General features: G+C 30.9%; 21 protein-coding genes. 13 read left to right on the top strand and 8 right to left on the bottom strand.

Annotated features, from left to right (window positions below; all coding sequences use genetic code 11):
* The first annotated feature begins 3 nt into the window (after positions 1 to 3).
* The 8 genes from D6T69_RS07925 (at position 4) to D6T69_RS15970 (ending at position 5,537) form a co-directional block, all read left to right on the top strand.
* Positions 4 to 480 (top strand): DUF6452 family protein, encoded by a 477-nt coding sequence (locus tag D6T69_RS07925; RefSeq protein ID WP_125067235.1) that lies wholly within the window; start codon positions 4 to 6, stop codon positions 478 to 480.
* Positions 461 to 1,186, top strand: a complete 726-nt coding sequence (locus D6T69_RS07920; RefSeq protein ID WP_125067234.1) for a DUF6048 family protein — start codon at positions 461 to 463, stop codon at positions 1,184 to 1,186. Before D6T69_RS07925 ends, D6T69_RS07920 begins: the two co-directional genes overlap by 20 nt.
* A gap of 60 nt (positions 1,187 to 1,246) precedes the next feature.
* Positions 1,247 to 2,194 (top strand): isopenicillin N synthase family dioxygenase, encoded by a 948-nt coding sequence (locus D6T69_RS07915; RefSeq protein WP_073183641.1) that lies wholly within the window; start codon positions 1,247 to 1,249, stop codon positions 2,192 to 2,194.
* Between the two features lie 5 nt (positions 2,195 to 2,199).
* Entirely contained in the window at positions 2,200 to 2,523 is a 324-nt protein-coding gene (locus D6T69_RS07910; RefSeq protein ID WP_125067233.1) for a translation initiation factor, read from the top strand.
* A 147-nt stretch (positions 2,524 to 2,670) separates the two neighbouring features.
* Positions 2,671 to 3,615: a DUF1835 domain-containing protein gene (locus D6T69_RS07905; RefSeq protein WP_125067232.1), complete on the top strand. Its 945-nt coding sequence runs from the start codon at positions 2,671 to 2,673 to the stop codon at positions 3,613 to 3,615.
* On the top strand, positions 3,616 to 4,485 hold the full coding sequence (locus tag D6T69_RS07900; protein WP_125067231.1) for a nucleoside phosphorylase: 870 nt from the start codon (positions 3,616 to 3,618) through the stop codon (positions 4,483 to 4,485). It begins immediately after the preceding gene.
* Entirely contained in the window at positions 4,486 to 5,346 is an 861-nt protein-coding gene (locus tag D6T69_RS07895) for a substrate-binding domain-containing protein (protein WP_125067230.1), read from the top strand. It begins immediately after the preceding gene.
* Positions 5,347 to 5,366: 20 nt separating this feature from the next.
* Complete coding sequence (locus D6T69_RS15970) at positions 5,367 to 5,537, top strand: hypothetical protein (RefSeq protein WP_164506702.1); 171 nt, start codon at positions 5,367 to 5,369, stop codon at positions 5,535 to 5,537.
* 269 nt (positions 5,538 to 5,806) lie between these two features.
* On the opposite strand, the gene D6T69_RS07890 is transcribed toward D6T69_RS15970, so the two are convergent.
* Positions 5,807 to 6,448: a protein-L-isoaspartate(D-aspartate) O-methyltransferase gene (locus D6T69_RS07890; protein WP_125067229.1), complete on the bottom strand. Its 642-nt coding sequence runs from the start codon at positions 6,446 to 6,448 to the stop codon at positions 5,807 to 5,809.
* 219 nt (positions 6,449 to 6,667) lie between these two features.
* Between D6T69_RS07890 and D6T69_RS07885 the strand changes: the two genes are divergently transcribed.
* Both D6T69_RS07885 and D6T69_RS07880 read left to right on the top strand, forming a co-directional pair.
* On the top strand, positions 6,668 to 7,627 hold the full coding sequence (locus D6T69_RS07885; protein ID WP_125067228.1) for a Gfo/Idh/MocA family protein: 960 nt from the start codon (positions 6,668 to 6,670) through the stop codon (positions 7,625 to 7,627).
* A 153-nt stretch (positions 7,628 to 7,780) separates the two neighbouring features.
* Positions 7,781 to 8,668, top strand: a complete 888-nt coding sequence (locus D6T69_RS07880; RefSeq protein ID WP_125067227.1) for a 3-hydroxybutyryl-CoA dehydrogenase — start codon at positions 7,781 to 7,783, stop codon at positions 8,666 to 8,668.
* A gap of 74 nt (positions 8,669 to 8,742) precedes the next feature.
* On the opposite strand, the gene D6T69_RS07875 is transcribed toward D6T69_RS07880, so the two are convergent.
* The 7 genes from D6T69_RS07875 to D6T69_RS07845 form a co-directional block, all read right to left on the bottom strand.
* Positions 8,743 to 9,270: a TPM domain-containing protein gene (locus D6T69_RS07875; protein ID WP_125067226.1), complete on the bottom strand. Its 528-nt coding sequence runs from the start codon at positions 9,268 to 9,270 to the stop codon at positions 8,743 to 8,745.
* Positions 9,271 to 9,280: 10 nt separating this feature from the next.
* Positions 9,281 to 9,727 carry a YybH family protein gene (locus tag D6T69_RS07870; protein WP_125067225.1) on the bottom strand — a complete coding sequence of 149 codons (447 nt, stop codon included), beginning with the start codon at positions 9,725 to 9,727 and terminating at the stop codon, positions 9,281 to 9,283.
* 1 nt (position 9,728) lies between these two features.
* On the bottom strand, positions 9,729 to 10,682 hold the full coding sequence (locus D6T69_RS07865; protein ID WP_125067224.1) for an AAA family ATPase: 954 nt from the start codon (positions 10,680 to 10,682) through the stop codon (positions 9,729 to 9,731).
* 100 nt (positions 10,683 to 10,782) lie between these two features.
* Positions 10,783 to 12,159: a peptidylprolyl isomerase gene (locus D6T69_RS07860; RefSeq protein ID WP_239180557.1), complete on the bottom strand. Its 1,377-nt coding sequence runs from the start codon at positions 12,157 to 12,159 to the stop codon at positions 10,783 to 10,785.
* Positions 12,122 to 12,979: a hypothetical protein gene (locus D6T69_RS07855; protein WP_240628288.1), complete on the bottom strand. Its 858-nt coding sequence runs from the start codon at positions 12,977 to 12,979 to the stop codon at positions 12,122 to 12,124. The genes D6T69_RS07860 and D6T69_RS07855 overlap by 38 nt, the downstream gene beginning before the upstream one ends.
* A 4-nt stretch (positions 12,980 to 12,983) precedes the next feature.
* Positions 12,984 to 14,582, bottom strand: coding sequence for a peptidylprolyl isomerase (locus D6T69_RS07850; protein WP_125067222.1), 1,599 nt, complete (start codon positions 14,580 to 14,582; stop codon positions 12,984 to 12,986).
* A 9-nt stretch (positions 14,583 to 14,591) separates the two neighbouring features.
* Positions 14,592 to 14,873, bottom strand: coding sequence for a DUF493 family protein (locus tag D6T69_RS07845; protein ID WP_125067221.1), 282 nt, complete (start codon positions 14,871 to 14,873; stop codon positions 14,592 to 14,594).
* Positions 14,874 to 14,989: 116 nt separating this feature from the next.
* Between D6T69_RS07845 and D6T69_RS07840 the strand changes: the two genes are divergently transcribed.
* Genes D6T69_RS07840 through fmt form a run of 3 tightly spaced genes read left to right on the top strand, consistent with a single transcriptional unit; the run spans position 14,990 to position 18,356 of the window.
* Positions 14,990 to 15,532, top strand: a complete 543-nt coding sequence (locus tag D6T69_RS07840) for an AAA family ATPase (RefSeq protein ID WP_125067220.1) — start codon at positions 14,990 to 14,992, stop codon at positions 15,530 to 15,532.
* Positions 15,525 to 17,411 carry a RecQ family ATP-dependent DNA helicase gene (locus tag D6T69_RS07835; RefSeq protein ID WP_125067219.1) on the top strand — a complete coding sequence of 629 codons (1,887 nt, stop codon included), beginning with the start codon at positions 15,525 to 15,527 and terminating at the stop codon, positions 17,409 to 17,411. Before D6T69_RS07840 ends, D6T69_RS07835 begins: the two co-directional genes overlap by 8 nt.
* The gene (fmt, locus tag D6T69_RS07830; protein ID WP_206197794.1) at positions 17,412 to 18,356 is read left to right on the top strand and encodes a methionyl-tRNA formyltransferase; all 945 of its coding nucleotides are present in this window, start codon (positions 17,412 to 17,414) and stop codon (positions 18,354 to 18,356) included.
* The last annotated feature ends 159 nt before the right edge of the window (positions 18,357 to 18,515 follow it).

Raw genomic sequence — 18,515 nt, 5'->3', positions numbered from 1 at the left:
TTAATGAAAAAATACATTGCTCTATTCATACTTATAGCAGGTTTAACGGCCTGTGAAAAAGATGATTTCTGTACACAAAATCCAGTAACACCCAATTTAGTACTTCGTTTTTATGACAAAGACAATACAAACGATTTAAAAAAATTTGAACGTTTATCTGTAATTGCAGAAGGAAAAACTGATAGCCTTTTTACAAATGTAACTAATGATAGTATTGCTATTCCATTAGACGGTACATCACAAAAAACAGTCTATACATTAAAAATGAATGATGTAGATGGTAATATAGCTAATAACCAAACGGCTACACTTACTATTGAGTACAACCCTAAGGAAGACTTTGTGTCTCGCTCATGTGGTTTCAGAATTATTTATGAAAATGTAACTTTAAATAATACAGGTTGGATAAACAGTTTATCAACTACAGAAATTCCATTAATCGATAATCAAGCTAGCGCCCATGTACAAGTATTTCATTAGTCTATGTTTCGTTTTTGTATTTGTGAACGGATACTCACAAATAAATACATCTAAAGAAGAAACCAAAGAAAAAAAAGATACCGTTACATATAAAACAGGATATGGCTTACGTATCGGATTAGACATTAGTAAACCTGGTCTTGCCATTATTGATAAAAGTTATAGCGGACTTGAATTAGTAGGTGATTATAGAGTATCTAAAAAATGGTATATCGCTACAGAGCTAGGTTTTGAAGATGAAACTACCTACGAAGATTTTTCGTCTTCTAGTTCAAAAGGAAGTTATATTAGACTTGGAGCAAATTACAACGCTTACGAGAATTGGTTAGATATGAATAACGAAATTTATGTTGGTATGCGTTATGGTTTTGCCATATTTGACCATACCTTAAATAGCTACCAACCTAATGTATCTTCAGGTACTGAAAACTTACCTCCTTATTTTCCATCAAACCCTATTACAACACCTATGTCTGACAATGGACTTACAGCTCATTGGACTGAATTACAACTAGGTATAAAAGCAGAAACTTTTAAAAACTTGTTTATAGGTTTTAGTTTTTCATATAAAATTATGTTAAGTGTTGACGATCAAAAAGGCTTTAAAACGCTATATACTCCAGGTTTTAATCGTGTTTTTGAAAGTAGTACAGGCTTCGGATTCAACTATACAATATCGTACCTAATTCCTTTTGTTAATAAATAAATTATCAGCATACGCTTGATTTCACTAACTTTACTGCCTAAATAATAAAACTTATTAACAATGAATAAAATTCCAAGCGTAAACTTAGCAGATTTTTTATCGGACGATGCTGAAAGAAAACAAAAATTCATCAATGAAATTGGTGACGCTTACGAGAATATAGGATTTGTAGCACTAAAAGGACACTTTTTAGACGATGAATTAGTAGATAACTTATATGCTGAAATCAAGAAGTTTTTTGATTTACCTACAGATGTAAAAGAAAAATATGAAATTCCAGGTATTGGTGGTCAAAGAGGATATGTTTCATTTGGTAAAGAAAGTGCTAAAGGAAAAAAAGAAGGGGATTTAAAAGAGTTTTGGCACTTTGGTCAGTATGTTGATGCAGATTCAAAATACGCAAAAGAATATCCAGAAAATGTAGAAGTTGAAGAATTGCCTGAATTTAACAAAGTAGGTAAAGAAGCTTACCAAATGTTAGAAAAAACAGCTAAATACGTTTTACGTTCATTAGCCTTACATTTAGGTTTAGAAGAAACGTATTTTGACAACTACATCAAAAACGGAAATAGCATTTTGCGTCCAATACACTACCCTCCTATTACTACAGAACCTAAAGGAGCTGTAAGAGCTGCTGCTCATGGTGACATTAACTTAATCACTTTATTAATGGGAGCTCAAGGAAAAGGATTACAAGTTCAAAACCATAAAGGTGAATGGATTGATGCTATAGCAGAAGATGACGAATTAATGATTAATGTAGGTGATATGCTATCACGTCATAGTAACAATAAATTAAAATCAACAATTCACCGTGTAACCAACCCTCCTAAAGAATTATGGGGAACATCTCGTTATTCAATTCCATTTTTTATGCATCCTGTTTCTGATATGAAATTAGATGTTTTAGAAAACTGTATTGATGAAAACAATCCAAAACAGTTTGAAGATATTACTGCTGGTGAGTTTTTAGATGAACGTTTACGCGAATTAGGATTGAAAAAATAAATCTAATGGACTTACAAGATCAATTAAAAAATTTATTCCCAGATCATCAGTTTGAGGAAAAACCTGAAGAAAAAAAACCTGATGTCTGGTTACAAGATGAACCTATTCTTTGTAAGTATGAAAAACGTAAAGGAAAACCAGTTACTATAATAGACGGTTATAATGGAGCTACCCAAGACTTTAAAAAGCTTGCTAAAGAAATTAAGACTAAGCTAAGTGTAGGCGGTAGTTTTAAAGATGATACAATCATTATTCAAGGGGATTATAGAGACACTATAATGCAACTTTTAAAAGATAAAGGATTCAACGTAAAACGCGTTGGTGGATAAGTAAAAAATGTCGAAGATTTGATTCTTCGACATTTTTTTTATATTTACAACTTTTGTAAAGTGTTAAATATCAACCAATAAATAATAACGTATAAAATAAATCGTTTATTTTATATAAATAAAGAAATCAACCAATTCCCTAAAATCATGAAACATTCTTTATTACACATAACCAATGGAGACGTTACAACTCAAAGACTTCAAAAATTAAATATTGAAGGTGATATTATTACGTGGCGTGAAATGTTATGTGAAGGAAAAACATCGGTAGACGTAGGTAGTGAAGACTTTTGGAAAACACGTTTTGACTTTTTAAAAACCACCTACAAAGTTACTAAGAAGAAGTTTATAGATTATACCCTTAAAGAATATCGCAACCTTTGTAATCAAAAACAACAAGATGAGATTGTTTTATGGTTTGAATACGATTTGTTTTGTCAAATAAATATGTTAGCAGTAATAAGCTGGCTAAAAAGATACCGTAAAAATCACAAAATATCTTTAGTTACAAGTGGTAAAATAGATAACTCTAAAAAATTATATGGTTTAGGTGAATTATCTGACGATCAATTAAAAGAGCACTTTAAAAATAAAATAGAACTTTCTCAAGATGACATAGAATATGCTGATTATATATGGCAACTATATTGCTCAGACAGCCCTTTACCTCTTGAAAATGCACATAAATTTAACCCAGAATCACCTTTTGTATATCTAGAGAGTGCTATAAAAGCACATTTACTTCGCTTTCCTTCAATTGAAAATGGATTAAATTATATAGAAAATAATATTTTAAAGATTGCTAACGAGCATACATTTGCAAACCAAGATGAACTGCTTAGAAATCTTTTAACTCATCAAGAAAACTATGGGTTTGGTGATATTCAATACGTTAACAAACTTGAAAGCCTTAAAAAGCTATTTACCTCTTTTGATCCTGTAAAACTTAGTAAAACAGGTAAGAAAGTATTGCAAAACCAAACAAACTATTATGCTAAAATTCGTTCTGATTTTTCGTATCTTGGTGGCGCAAAAAAATACAGCTATCTCTATGTAAACTCTACTGATAAGCTGTTAAAAATTACATCGTAAATGAGTATACAACATTCTGAGCTCATCTTAAATCCAGATGGTAGTATTTACCATTTGAATTTAAGACCTGAACATATTGCTACCGATATCATTTTTGTTGGAGATCAATATCGTGTCGATAAAGTTACCAAACACTTTGATACTATAGAGTTTAGCACACAAAAAAGAGAATTTAAAACCACTACTGGTACCTATAAAGGAAAAAGGATTTCTGTAATTTCTACAGGAATAGGTCCTGATAATATTGATATCGTTTTAAACGAGTTAGATGCTTTAGTTAATATCGATTTAAGCACACGTAGAGCTAAAGAAAAACATACACAATTAAACATTACAAGAATTGGAACTTCTGGTTCTTTACATGCCGATATTCCTGTTGACAGCTTTTTATTAAGCTCTCATGGGTTGGATTTAAACGGGATGTTACAATCGTATCAAGTAGATGAAATTTCACATCCAGATATAGAAGAAGCTTTTATAAAACATACTAATTGGAGTGCAAAAAAATCATATCCATTAATTGTTTCTAATGGAAAAGCTTTAGAAGACAAATTAGCATCTAACAAGGTATATAAAGGAATTACAGCTACCGCTGGTGGTTTTTATGGACCTCAAGGACGTGTTTTACGCTTACCTTTGCAAGACCCCGATTTAAATAAGAAGATTGATAGTTTTAACTATAATAACAATCGAATTACCAACCTTGAAATGGAAACATCAGCCATTTATGGGTTGGCTAAACTACTAGGTCATAATGCAGCATCAATGAATGCTATTATTGCTAACAGAGCCAACGGAACATTTAGTAAAGACCCGTACAAAGTAGTAAATGATTTGATTGCATATACCCTAGATAAATTAGTTGAATAAATGCTGAAATTAAAAATAGGTGGTGTTCCAGAACATTTTAATTATCCATGGTACATCACATTGAAAAATAAAGAATACACCAAAGAAGGAATCAACTTACGCTGGAAAGATTATCCTGGAGGTACTGGAGCTATGACGAAAGCTTTACGCTCTGGTGAAGTTGACATAGCCTTGGTGCTTACTGAAGGAATTATTAAAGATATTATTAATGGAAATCCTTCAAAAATTACACAAACTTTTGTAAAAAGTCCACTTGTTTGGGGAATTCATGTTGCTGCGAACTCTAAATTCAAAAACATTGATGATTTAGAGAATGCCACAGTAGCCATTAGCCGATTTGGTTCTGGTTCTCAACTTATGGCAATTGTAAATGCTCATAACAATGGTTGGGACGTTAGTAAACTGCAATTTAAAGTAGTTGGAGATTTACAAGGAGGAATAGATGCTTTAACTAATGGAGAAGCCGATTATTTTATGTGGGAACACTTTACCACGAAACCATTGGTTGATAACGGTACTTTTAGAAGAGTTGGTAACTGCCCTACCCCATGGCCTTGTTTTGTAATTGCTGTTCGTGATGAAATCTTAGAAAATAATTTTGAGGAAGTAAAAAAAGTACACGATATCATTAACGCTTGTACTAAAGACTTTAAAGACTTTGATAATATTGATGAAGTTCTTTCCTATAGGTATGAACAACAAATAGATGACATTCAGGAATGGTTATCTATTACTGAATGGAATGATGGCGAAGCTATTTCCGAAAATTTAATTACGGACATACAAAATAAAATGGTAGAGTTCAACGTTATTGAAAGGAAGGAAAATTCTGGTGACTTAATCAGAAATATGTATATTTGATTTTTATAAAACAGAAAATGATGAAAAAAGTAGTATTTATTGCAATTTGTACTGTTAGTTTATTAGGTTTTTCTTCTTGCGGAAGTACTAGTCCTTGCGGATTAGCAAAAACTAATCAAAACAAACAAAAACAACATCAACAGCAAGAGATAGTAGTTGCAGATGCAACTGAAATAGCAATCGCTGAATAAGTTGATGTTTCTTTATTCAAATTCAATAAATCCGCTTTTTTAGGCGGATTTTTTATTTTAAACTTCTTACAACAAAAAATCCTTTTCTAAGACAGAAAAGGACTTGATTTTATTTTATATATCGGTTTTTACTTTGCTATAATCTCTCCTAATAATGCTCCTTTTTCAAAAGCAAACACCATTACTAGTAATAACATTATTGCTACCCCAGTAATAACGTAATACATTCTTTTATTTTCTTTTTTCATAATATAATTTAGTTTTAATAATTAATTTTTCTTTTTTAACATTGGTACAAACCTAAAAGCACCTAACTCATGTTTTTCAAATTCTTTTGGTGATTTTCTAATAAACAAAGTCATTACTTGTTCTTTATCTCCCACGGGAATCAACAACCTACCTCCTACTTTAATTTGCCCCAGTAATGCTTTAGGTACATACGGAGCTCCAGCTGTAACAATAATTTTATCAAAAGGAGCTTCCTCTGGCAATCCTTTATAACCATCTCCAAAGATAAATCGCTTAGGTTTATATCCCAATTTTGGTAAAAACATCGAAGTTTTTTTAAACAACTCATGTTGTCTTTCTATTGAATACACCTCTGCGTCCAATTCTAACAATACTGCTGTTTGGTATCCAGATCCGGTTCCTATTTCTAATACTTTTTCTCCTGGCTTTACCTCTAATACTTGTGATTGAAACGCTACTGTATAAGGCTGAGAAATTGTTTGTTCAGCAGCAATAGGAAAAGCTTTGTCTTGATACGCATGCGCTTCAAAACTACTATCCATAAACAAATGTCTTGGAATTTTTCTGATAGCTTTTAATACTCTCTCGTCATTAATTCCTTTTGCTTCTAAAACGTTTGCTAATTGATTTCTAAGTCCTTGATGTTTGGTTGTATCCTTCATTCTTACATTACACTACCAACAGGAATTACTAGTTAAATTACTATAAAACCTATTATCTCTTATTTTAAATCCCCATTATAGGGCTTACTAATTATAAAATTTCGGGAGGATAAAAGTAGTAATAAATCTGTATAAAAGTGTATCTTTGTTTGCGTTGATTTTTTGTAGAAATCATTTCTTTTTCAACAAACCAATCAAATAACTAATAATCTTTCACTTATGTTAAAAGCTGGAGTTTTAGGCGCAGGTCACTTAGGAAAAATCCATTTGCGTTTGTTACAACAATCAGAAAAATATGAATTAGTAGGGTTTTATGACCCTTTTACAGAAAATGCACAAAAGGTAGCTGATGAGTTCGGTTATAAATTATTCGATTCAGTAGAAGCATTAATTGATGCTGTTGAAGTAGTTGATATTGTTACTCCAACACTTTCTCACTTCGATTGTGCCAAACAAGCCATTGAAAAAGGAAAACATATTTTTATTGAAAAGCCTATTACGAATACAGTGTTAGAAGCTGAAGCTATAAGAACGTTGGCAAGTCAACACCATGTTCGTGGTCAAGTTGGACATGTAGAGCGTTTTAACCCTGCTTTTATGGCTGTAAAAGATTTGATTGACACACCAATGTTTATTGAAACACATCGCTTAGCTGAATTTAACCCTAGAGGAACAGATGTACCTGTAGTTTTAGATTTAATGATTCATGATATTGATATTATTTTATCGGTAGTAAAATCAAAAGTAAAAAGTGTTCATGCTAGTGGTGTATCAGTAATTTCAGAAACTCCTGATATCGCCAATGCGCGTATTGAATTTGAAAACGGTTGTGTTGCGAACCTAACAGCAAGTAGAATTTCGATGAAAAACATGCGTAAGAGCCGTTTTTTCCAAAGAGATGCATACATTTCAGTAAACTTCTTAGAAAAGAAATCTGAAGTTGTTAGAATGAAAGATGTACCAGAAAATCCTGATGAGTTTGCTATGATTTTACAAAATGCTGAGGGAGTTAAAAAGCAAATTTACTATGACAATCCTGAAGTGGTAGCTAACAACGCTATTTTAGATGAATTAGAATCGTTTGCAGATGCTATTAAGAATAACACTACTCCTATTGTTTCATTACGCCAAGGTACTGAAGCTTTACGTGTAGCACATCAGATTATAGACTGTTTTTAACGTATAAAGTAAATAAGTAACAACCGCGTTAGGGATTGCAGTGAAAATCCTTTTTTTGTTATGCTTCGCAAAGCAAAGATTATAACAAAAAAGATTGTAGCGGAAAGCCCGCCCCAAAGGGGAACGCCCATATAAATACCAAAATACAACAACATGAAAAATATCGCCGTAATTGGAGCAGGAACAATGGGAAATGGAATTGCGCATACGTTTGCTCAATTTGGATACAATGTTCAACTTATCGACATTTCGCAAGCTGCCTTAGATAGAGGTTTAGCAACCATTACTAAAAACTTAGATAGAATGGTAGCGAAAGAAAAAATTACTGAAGACGATAAAAATAATACCCTAAACAATATTACTACCTACACTTCTATTAAAGAAGGGGTACAAAATACTAGTTTAGTTGTGGAGGCTGCTACTGAAAATATTGACTTAAAACTTAAGATTTTTAAAGATTTAGATGAAGCTTGTGCTGAGAATACTATTTTAGCTACCAACACTTCATCAATCTCAATTACTCAAATTGCAGCAGCTACCAATAGACCTGAAAAAGTAATTGGGATGCACTTTATGAATCCTGTACCAATTATGAAATTGGTTGAAATCATTAGAGGATACAACACTTCTGATGAAGTAATGGACTTTACAGTTGATTTAACTAAGAAAATTAATAAAATTCCTGTTGAAGTAAATGATTACCCTGGTTTTGTTGCCAATCGTATTTTAATGCCAATGATTAACGAAAGTATTGAAACTTTATACAATGGTGTTGCTGGTGTTGCTGAAATTGACACTGTAATGAAATTAGGAATGGCACATCCAATGGGGCCATTACAATTAGCTGATTTTATTGGGTTAGATGTTTGTTTATCTATCTTAAACGTAATGTATGATGGATTTAAAAACCCTAAGTATGCTCCATGTCCGTTATTAGTAAACATGGTTGCAGCTGGTAAATTAGGAGTGAAATCTGGTGAAGGTTTTTACGATTATTCTGAAAGTAGAAAAGCAGAGAAAGTTGCTAAGATGTTTTCTTAGTTCTTTAGAACTTTATAAAACAAAAAAGAGAAATTTCTTGATTGAAATTTCTCTTTTTTGTTTAAGATATATTTTTACCACTGTTTAATTAAACTACGAATTCCTTTCTCAACTCCTTCGTAGTATTTCTCATTTTTAAACTCTGGAATTATTACACTATCAATTACTTTTTTACAGATTTCATCTGTAAGTGTTTTTTCTGTTCCTAACCCCGTAGATATTCGTATTTCTCTTTTTAATTTATTAATAACAATTGTTAAACCATTATTCTTATCTTTTCTACCTACTCCCCAATCATTAGCTAAAGCTAAAGAGTAATCTTCAATATTTTTATAAGGATCATAACTACTTATAGTAACAACTGCTATAACATTTGTTGATTCTTTTTCATAATCATCAATTAGTTTTTCTAACTTCTCTTCTTCCTCTTTTGTAAACACATCTTCATAATCATTTACATAACCAATCGGAAAGGGAAACTTACTCTGAACAACTTCTTTTGACTTATTAAAAAAAATAACTTCCTTCTCATTCTCTGTGTTTTTACATGAGAATACTGTTATTATTAGGAGTAGTATTACTATAACTTTTTCTTTTTTCATTTCTCTTAATTTAACACGAAGTATCTGCAATGATTTTCCATTCGCCTTGTATCTTCTTATAGATTATCATAAAAACGCCATCAGCGTCACCTACAGTTCTTTTTAAATGATATTCACCCATAACTGAATAAGCTCCTTCAGTAATTTTAGAAATATCATTAATCTTAAAAGTTAATGTTCCTGAGTGTTCTTTTGTTGGATACCCTTTTTTATAGTTATCTAAGGTTTTTTGCCATCCAAAAGTTATTCCGTTTCGTCCGTAAAACTTTAATGAATCACTTTTCCAATACCCTTGCATAAAACCTTCTAAATCGTGATTTGACCAAGCTACTTCTTGTGCCTTCATCACCGATAAAATCTCTTGTTTTTCTGTTTCTTCAGAAACGGTTTTGGCTACTTCTTGCTTACATGAAGCAAATAATATCACTAAAAAAACAATACTTAAAAAATTTTTCATTTTAAAATAGAGAATTTATAATTTCTTTTACCGTCACTCCTTCTGCCTCTGCTTTATAATTTTTCACAATTCTATGTGATAAGATAGGAATTGCTACCGCTTGAACATCTTCAATGTCTGGAGAATATTTCCCATGTACCGCTGCGTGTGCTTTGGCTGCTAAAATTAAGTTTTGTGAAGCTCTTGGTCCTGCTCCCCAATCGATGTATTTTTTAATTAATTCAGTAGCTTTATCTGAATTAGGACGTGTTTTACCCACCAAACCAACAGCATACTCAACTACATTATCTGCTACAGGAATTTTACGTATTAACTTTTGGACTTCAATAATTTCTTCTGAAGAAAAAATAGCGTTGACTGTTTGTTCAGCTATTGATGTCGTATTTTTTACCACTTGTACCTCTTCTTCAAAGCTTGGATACTCTAAGTTAATTGAAAACATAAAACGGTCTAACTGAGCTTCAGGTAACGGATACGTTCCTTCTTGCTCAATAGGGTTTTGTGTAGCTAATACAAAAAATGGTAGCTCTAACTTATAATGATGTCCTGCTACAGTTACCGACTTTTCTTGCATAGCCTCTAGTAAAGCTGCTTGTGTTTTAGGTGGTGTACGGTTTATTTCATCTGCTAAAATAATGTTTGAGAAAATTGGTCCTTTTATAAATTTAAAATGACGTGTTTCGTCTAAAATTTCACTTCCTAAAATATCAGAAGGCATTAAATCTGGAGTAAACTGAATTCTATTAAAATTCAACCCTAATGCGCTAGAAATTGTATTTACTAATAAGGTTTTTGCCAATCCTGGTACTCCAATTAACAACGAATGTCCTCCACAAAAAATTGAAAGTAATGTATAGTTTACAGCTTCTTGCTGACCTATTATAACCTTACCTATTTCTTGTTGTAGTTGACTATATTTTTCTACAAGTGTGTTTACTGCTGTTACGTCAGACATAAATCAAAATTTTTCTTTGTTCAATAAATTTAATTACAAACTTTTATAAAATGAAATTCCCGCTCTCGCGGGAATGACAATATACTAAATTTATTATTTCTTATTTGTTTTCTTTCTTCCAATCTTTCTTGAAAGTACACTTCTTATAATCGTTACTTAATTTTAGGTAAGTTTCTTGGATTTTATCCTTGGTCCATTTTGTAATTTCTTCTTCTTTTTTCTTAGCAAGAGCAAATTCTTGCATTCTTACATAGTCATCTACTAAATCAGCTTTATGTGTATCTGTTTTATCTTTTAATAAAATTACTTTATACATTTTTTCTCCTTCTCGTGTTTCATCATAAAAAATATCAGACAAATCACCTTTTTTCAACTCACTAATTCTTGCGAATAGCTCAGGCGGCATTCTCGTTAACTCAAAAGTTGGTTCTTGAGTATAAGGATTCATTATAATACCTGCACTATTTTTTGTTTCTTCATCCTCAGAATATTTCTTTACAGCTTCTTCAAAAGTTATTTTCTCTTCTTTTATATCAGCTACTATCTTTTCTATTTGTTCTTTAGTTTCATTTAATTTTTCATCAGAAACTTCAGGTTGCATTAAAATATGAGATACTTCTCGTTGATTACCTTTAATTTTATGCAGTTGAAGTATATGGTATCCGAAGGCTGATTTAATAGGCTCTGAGATTTGATTTACATCCAATGAAAATGCTGTTTCTTTAAACTCTTTAATAAATGGACTATCTTTTGTAATTACATATTTCCCACCATTTTGAGCTACTCCTGGATCTTCTGAGTTAATAATTGCTTTCAACTTAAAACTTGCACCGTTTTCTATTTCTTTTTTTATTTCTTTTAATTTGTTTATTACACGCTCTTTCTCTTCTTCTGTTGGTTCTGCTTTAACTACTAATTGTTGCAATTGAACTTCAGCTGGTATTTCAGGAAGCTCTCCCTTATCTTGTAATCCTTTAAAATAGATGCGAATTTCTTCTGGAGTTACGTCAATATTTTCAGTGATCTTTTGCTGTTCTTTTTCTATTAGTAAATTCTCTCTTTGAACTCTACCTAGTTCTTTCTTTAAATCTTCAACATCATTAAAACCATAAGCTTCAACCACTTTTTCTTCACTTCCATATTCTTGTGTAAAAAAAGCAATACTTCTATCTACTCTACTATCAATTTCAGATTGAGATACTGTTACACTATCAATAATTGCATGATGAGCTAATAGTTTTTGTTGCATTAATTCTTCTAACATTTCACAGTCAGATATCTTTACTTTTCCTTCACTTCTTAACTCTACTTCTTGCTTAAACTTATCTATATCAGAATCTAAAACAATGTTTTTACCTACCACCACAGCAACACCATCTACTTTTGTTCCTTGTGCATTAACTGTTGTTAAGCCTGCTAAAAACAACGTAAATACTATACTAATATTCTTTAAAGTTCTTGTTTTCAATTGCATCATTTATCAGCGTTTTTTCAATATCTCGTATTAATTCTAATTTTCTTTTATGTAAAATAATCTGTTTTATTCTAGCGCTTACATAGCTCAGTGGAGCCGTAGCGTTTTGTGGTAACATATTTTTTACAGCGACCAAATATACTCCTAAACTATCTTCTTTTTGTATGAATTTTGATATTTTTAACAAGTTTTCTTTCGTTTCGTTACGAAAAGGCGGAATTTTTTTCTTTAAATATTCAAAAGTTACCCAAGTTGAATCTTGTAATCGATATGATTTAAAATTTAATAAATGTCTTTCTAAATCTTCTTTATCCTCTTCTTTTTCTGACTTAAACTGCTTTATTGTTTCTTTTTTATCCAGATAATCTTTACCAAAATGTACATATTCAAATTGTACAAGTTCTTCACTTACTTTAAAATTCTCTTTATTTTCCTCATAATACAACTCTATTTCTTCCTCAGTAACAACCGTATCTAATTGTTGTTTTATCAAACGTTCTTTATAGCCGTTAATGTATAAACTCTTTTTATAATCGTTAACTAAGTTTTGTATTTCTTCACTGTTTACTTCTGAGATATTCTCTTCTGCTTTAATGTACAATAATTCTTGTTTAGCCCATGAGTTAATCAATCCCTTCACTATAACTAAACTATCTTTAGGCGAAAGATTTTTGGGTAATAAACCAACAATATCTTTCTTATACAAATGCTTATTATAAACAGTCGCTATTGGTCTTTCATTGGTAACCTTTTTTGTTTTTAAACTTATTAGATCACATGAAACTATTATTAATGATGTAATTAAAAAAATATATTTTCTCACTATACTATTGGTTATACGTATTCTTTAATTTTCTTAATGCCCCTTTTCTTACTCTAACCATATTGTTTTTTCGTAGCTCTTTAATCCATTTTTTTTCTAGCTCGTCTTGATAATCACTTATTACTTGCCCCCTTATATCATCAAGTTCTTTGCCATACTTTACTTTGTTTGCAATATAAAAAGATTTTAACCCTAAGGTATCTTTTGAAGCCTTATTCCATATCTTTTTCTGCATTAAATCAAATAAAAGTAAACCTTCTTTATACTCTAACAGCGTATTTCTATAATCTAGGTTCGTATAAAATAAATCTTCCTTAAAACAACTTAGTAAAACTTCCTTTTTAAAATCTTTAAAATTTTCTGTTACTGCTTTATTTTTAAGTTTTATGAACTCTAAAAAATCTTTCTGAGTAAACTTTTTCTTGTTAACAGAAAGTACAATAGCATTTAAATCATCTGCATTTAACGCTTCTTTTTTAGTCTCTTTAAAAACTATCAATGCTTCAGGATATTCTTTCACTTGGTATTTATCCATTAACTTCTTTAACAGTGCTCGATCTGATATCTTTATTCTTTTGGATTCCTTTATCTTTCTTAATAACTCATTTTTTATTTCTGAAAAAGAAGGTACTGGATAGTTTTTTATAAGCTTAACTATGTGCCAACCATATGCAGTCTTAAAAGGTTTACTATAATTTCCCGGTTCTTTTAAGTTTCTTACATGATTCTCAAACTCATCAACCATTTTTCCTGTTCCAAACCTTGGTAACTTACCTCCAATCTTGGCTGTATTAGTATCTTCTGAATGTTCCTTTGCTACTTCTTCAAATGGCTTTCTTGATTCAAGAAGTTTATACAACGAATAAATCTTTGCTTCACTTTTTGGTGAATTTCTAACTAAAATATGTGCTGTTTCAAACTCTCCTTTAGAAGGTCTTATATCCGTCGTTTTTACAATATGCCAACCAAATTTTGTTTTAAATGGTTCTGAAATCTCTCCTACTCTTGTTTTGTATACAGCAGTTTCAAAAGGATATACCATTTGAAAAACTTTAAAGTAGCCTAAATTTCCTCCATTTCTTTTTGCAGAAGGATCTTCTGAAACCTCTTTTGCTACTTTTGCAAAGTCTTCTCCTTGTAAAATACGGTTTTTATAAGCTACTATTTTACTCCTTAAAAATAAGGTGTCTACAGCCAATCCTTCACTAGGAAACCTTACTAGGATATGACTTGCTTTAACTTCATTTTTAGTACGATTATAAGCTTCCTTTACCAGTGCTTTCAATGTTTCTTCATCATACAAATAAGGTGCTAGTAACTCCTTTTTATAGCTTTCTAACTCCCTTTGGTAAGACTTTACAGTATCCAATTGTAAATTATAAGCCTCTTTTACTTTGAGCTTATAATTAATAAACAATTCTAAATAACTATCAATATTTTTAGCTTCTGTATCCTCTGCAATAGTTAAGTTTTTTTCATACATCTGCTTAAACTCCGAAACCATTATTGGAGCATCATTAATACGAAACAATTCCGAATCTTTTTGACTAAAAGATGGAAATGTAGCATAAAAAACAACAGTTATGAAAAGTAGTTTTTTCATGCTATAAATTTACAAAGAAATAATTCCTTTAATAGCTTCTGCCTTTTTATAGTATGAAATAACCTCGTCTGAACTTTTAACCGTTATATGTATTGATACACTTACATACTTTCCTGTTTTAGATTTTTTGGTATCAATAACAGCTCCACCATTATCAAATAAGTCTTGTACCTCTTGTACTTGATTACCATCGGTAGGAACTATAAATTTATATAAATATTTAGCAGGAAACGTTGTAGTATCTTCTAATTGTGATTTTAACTTTGCATAAAAAGCTTCTCTATCTTGCATAACTCAAAAATTACTGTTTGTATTAAAATTCATCAAAAAATATAGAAATCATAATGATGAAGCACAAAATTACACTATTTATTATATTTATAACTTGAAACTTTTATTTTTGCCCCATGCAACAAAAAATAGTTTTAATAGGTGGTCCTGGTACGGGTAAATCCTCTATTTTAAGAGAATTTATTAGACGTGGATATGAATGTATGCCAGAGATTTCAAGAGAGGTTACACTTAAAGCTCAAAAAGATGGTATTGATCAACTTTTTTTAGAGCAACCTTTATTATTTAGCCAATTACTATTAGAAGGAAGAGAGCAACAGTACTTAGAAGCTCACCAAAGTGATGCTGAGATTATCTTTTTTGATAGAGGGATTCCTGATGTACACGCTTATATGAATTATTTAGGTTCTGACTACCCAGATATATTTATTGAAAAAAGCAATAAATACTTATACAATAAAGTATTTATGTGCGCTCCTTGGGAGGCTATTTATAAATCTGACAACGAACGTTATGAAACCTTCGAGCAATCAGTAAAAATAGATACCTTTTTAAAAGAAGCTTACGAGGAAGTAGGCTATAATATTATTGATGTTCCTTTTGGTTCGGTACAAGAGCGCTGTGATTTTATTTTACATTCGTTAAAACACGATGTATGATAAATCGTTACAAATATTAAAACATTATTGGGGCTATACTTCTTTTAGAAAACCTCAACAAGAAATAATTACTGAGGTTTTAGCAGGAAACAATGTTGTTGCTTTACTTCCTACAGGAGGTGGAAAGTCTATTTGTTTTCAAGTACCTGCATTGGTTAAAGAAGGAATTTGTATAGTAATTTCTCCCTTAGTTGCCTTAATGCAAGATCAAGTTGCTAATCTTATTGATAAAGGCATAAAAGCTACTTTAATACCTTCTGGAAGCACACAAGACGATATTATTACACTTTTTGATAATATTCGGTTTGGAAATACTAAGTTTTTATACATTTCACCTGAACGATTACAGTCTCGTTTTATTCAAGAAAAAATAAAGCAATTAGATGTAAATTTAATAGCTATTGATGAAGCACATTGTATTTCTGAATGGGGACACGATTTCCGGCCTTCTTATCAAGAGATTACTATTTTAAAAGAGTTACTACCAACAATCCCTATAATTGCTTTAACAGCTACGGCAGCTCAAAAAGTAATTTCAGATATTATTTCTTCTCTTGAATTAGAAAAACCTACCATTTTCAAAAAATCTTTTTTTAGAGAGAATTTAGCCTATCAAATTTTTAAAACTGAAGACAAGCTTGGTAAACTCAATCAAATTTTTACCAAAACAAAAGCTCCTTCAATTATATATGTAAATACTCGTAGTAAAACGAAAGAAATTAGTAGTTACTTAAATGCTAATGGGTTTAAAAGTTCTTTTTACCATGGAGGTCTTTCTCCTGTAGAAAAAAAGTTAGCTTTTAATAATTGGATGACAGAGAAAACTCCAATTATAGTTGCTACCAATGCTTTTGGTATGGGAATAGATAAACCCAATGTTCGAGTTGTTGTTCATCTTAACTTGCCTTCTTCTATTGAAAATTATATTCAAGAAGCTGGTCGTGGTGGACGTGATGGAGTAAAATCTTTCTCTGTAGTATTAACTAACGATAGTGATATTTCTTTAAGTAGTGAATTACTTGAAAAATCATTACCAACCATTGATGAAATAAAAACTATTCACCAAAAACTATATCAACATTTTCAAATTGCAAAAGGTGAATTGATAGAAACTGCTTACGATTTTAATTTTTTAGGTTTTTGTAATAAGTATAATTTCATCCCTAATAAAACATTCAATGCTCTTCAAATACTTAACAATAATGGAATTATTGAATTAAATCATAGCTTTCAGCAAAAATCAACAGTTCAGTTTTTAGCCTCAAGCAAACAAGTTATATCACATACAAATCAAAACTCCCAAATTAAAAATTTTGTACAGCAAATTTTACGTATGTATGGTGGTATTTTTGAAAGCCCTGTAAAAATTGATGAATTTTACATTGCTAAAAAGCTAGGTACTACTTCTTGGTTTGTAATCGACACTTTAGAAAAGTTAGCTCAAAAGGAATTAATAGCTTACACAAAAGCTACTAATAATTCGGAGCTTTTCTTTTTACATCCAAGAGAAGATGATAAAACCATCAACCGAATTTCTGTAAACATCAAACAATACATTAAACAGAAAAAACAAAAAAATAGAGATTTACTTCAGTTTATAGAAAGTAATTCGATTTGTAGAAGCGTACAACTTCTTTCCTATTTTGGTGAACACAGCTCTCAAAGCTGTGGAATCTGTGATGTTTGTTTACAAAACAAAAATAAAGTTAATGTAAACCAAAAAGATATTCTTTCTAACTTACAAAAAGGAAAAACCTATACAGTTACTGAAATCTGCTCGCTATTAAATGAAAAAGAAGCGAACATTTTAATACTTTTGCGAGAGCTTCTTTCCGAAGAAAAAATACACACAAAAAACAATAAATACTTTTTAAAATAAATGAGAGATTTACGCATCGCTTTTATGGGAACTCCTGATTTTGCTGCTACCATTTTACAGCATTTAGTGGAGAATGATTATAATGTAGTAGGAGTTATTACTGCTCCAGATAAACCTGCTGGTAGAGGTCGTAAGCTTAATCAGTCTGCTGTAAAAAAATATGCACTTTCTCAAAACCTACCTATTCTTCAACCTAAAAATCTAAAGAATGAAGAATTCCAAGAAAATTTAAAAAAGTGGGATGCTAACTTACAAGTAGTTGTTGCTTTTAGAATGTTACCTAAATCCGTTTGGGCACTACCAGAATATGGTACTTTTAATTTACATGCTTCATTATTACCAGAATATCGTGGTGCTGCCCCTATTAACTGGGCAATTATAAATGGCGAAACCAAAACAGGTGTTACTACCTTCTTTATTGATGATAAAATTGATACTGGTGAAATTATCCTACAAAGTGAAGTAGTAATTAAAGAAGATGAAATTGTTGGTGAGTTACACGACAGATTAATGCACTTAGGAGCTAAACTAGTTGCTGAAACTTTAGACTTAATTGCTAAAGGAAATGTTACAACAACTAAACAACCTGAATTAGAAGAAAAGTCTGCTCCAAAATTATATCCTCATAACTGTAAGATAGATTGGTCTAAATCTTTAAATGATATTTATAATCATATTCGCGGATTAAATCCATATCCTGCTGCTTGGACTATCATTGTAAACGGAGATGATGAACTTTCAGCTAAAATATACGGAGTTAGTAAAGACCCTACTTCTCATAATCTTGAGGTTGGTACTATTGTCACCTCAAAAAAAGAGTTAAAAATTGCTGTTACAGATGGTTACTTAAATATTCATCAAATTAAAATTTCTGGTAAAAAATTAATGGATGCTCAGAGTTTATTAAACGGTTATCAATTCAAAAAAGAAGCAAAAGTGCTGTAGCCCTTTGTTTATGGGGTTTTTACGTTTTTAACAAAAAACAATAAGTGGTTATTAACAATTTATAGTAACTTATTAACAAAAGAGTGTTTTTTTTCAGTCAAATCTTGCACAATCCCGCATTCCGTCTATATTTGTTGAGCTATTGAAGCAAAAAAATAT

It is taken from the genome of Tenacibaculum singaporense (assembly GCF_003867015.1).
In the GTDB taxonomy this organism is placed as follows: Bacteria; Bacteroidota; Bacteroidia; order Flavobacteriales; family Flavobacteriaceae; genus Polaribacter; species Polaribacter singaporensis.
This window is presented reverse-complemented; position numbering and strand designations above follow the sequence as displayed.

Coding starts and splice junctions, on each gene's coding strand:
- D6T69_RS07885 (WP_125067228.1), top strand. CDS start 6,668: ATGTTAAAAGCTGGAGTTTTAGGCGCAGGTCACTTAGGAAAAATCCAT.
- D6T69_RS07920 (WP_125067234.1), top strand. CDS start 461: ATGTACAAGTATTTCATTAGTCTATGTTTCGTTTTTGTATTTGTGAAC.
- D6T69_RS07840 (WP_125067220.1), top strand. CDS start 14,990: ATGCAACAAAAAATAGTTTTAATAGGTGGTCCTGGTACGGGTAAATCC.
- D6T69_RS07845 (WP_125067221.1), bottom strand. CDS start 14,873: ATGCAAGATAGAGAAGCTTTTTATGCAAAGTTAAAATCACAATTAGAA.
- D6T69_RS07870 (WP_125067225.1), bottom strand. CDS start 9,727: ATGAAAAATTTTTTAAGTATTGTTTTTTTAGTGATATTATTTGCTTCA.
- D6T69_RS07895 (WP_125067230.1), top strand. CDS start 4,486: ATGCTGAAATTAAAAATAGGTGGTGTTCCAGAACATTTTAATTATCCA.
- D6T69_RS07865 (WP_125067224.1), bottom strand. CDS start 10,682: ATGTCTGACGTAACAGCAGTAAACACACTTGTAGAAAAATATAGTCAA.
- D6T69_RS07905 (WP_125067232.1), top strand. CDS start 2,671: ATGAAACATTCTTTATTACACATAACCAATGGAGACGTTACAACTCAA.
- D6T69_RS07890 (WP_125067229.1), bottom strand. CDS start 6,448: ATGAAGGATACAACCAAACATCAAGGACTTAGAAATCAATTAGCAAAC.
- D6T69_RS07860 (WP_239180557.1), bottom strand. CDS start 12,159: ATGATGCAATTGAAAACAAGAACTTTAAAGAATATTAGTATAGTATTT.
- D6T69_RS07880 (WP_125067227.1), top strand. CDS start 7,781: ATGAAAAATATCGCCGTAATTGGAGCAGGAACAATGGGAAATGGAATT.
- D6T69_RS07915 (WP_073183641.1), top strand. CDS start 1,247: ATGAATAAAATTCCAAGCGTAAACTTAGCAGATTTTTTATCGGACGAT.
- D6T69_RS07910 (WP_125067233.1), top strand. CDS start 2,200: ATGGACTTACAAGATCAATTAAAAAATTTATTCCCAGATCATCAGTTT.
- D6T69_RS07835 (WP_125067219.1), top strand. CDS start 15,525: ATGTATGATAAATCGTTACAAATATTAAAACATTATTGGGGCTATACT.
- D6T69_RS07850 (WP_125067222.1), bottom strand. CDS start 14,582: ATGAAAAAACTACTTTTCATAACTGTTGTTTTTTATGCTACATTTCCA.
- D6T69_RS15970 (WP_164506702.1), top strand. CDS start 5,367: ATGAAAAAAGTAGTATTTATTGCAATTTGTACTGTTAGTTTATTAGGT.
- D6T69_RS07925 (WP_125067235.1), top strand. CDS start 4: ATGAAAAAATACATTGCTCTATTCATACTTATAGCAGGTTTAACGGCC.
- fmt (WP_206197794.1), top strand. CDS start 17,412: ATGAGAGATTTACGCATCGCTTTTATGGGAACTCCTGATTTTGCTGCT.
- D6T69_RS07875 (WP_125067226.1), bottom strand. CDS start 9,270: ATGAAAAAAGAAAAAGTTATAGTAATACTACTCCTAATAATAACAGTA.
- D6T69_RS07900 (WP_125067231.1), top strand. CDS start 3,616: ATGAGTATACAACATTCTGAGCTCATCTTAAATCCAGATGGTAGTATT.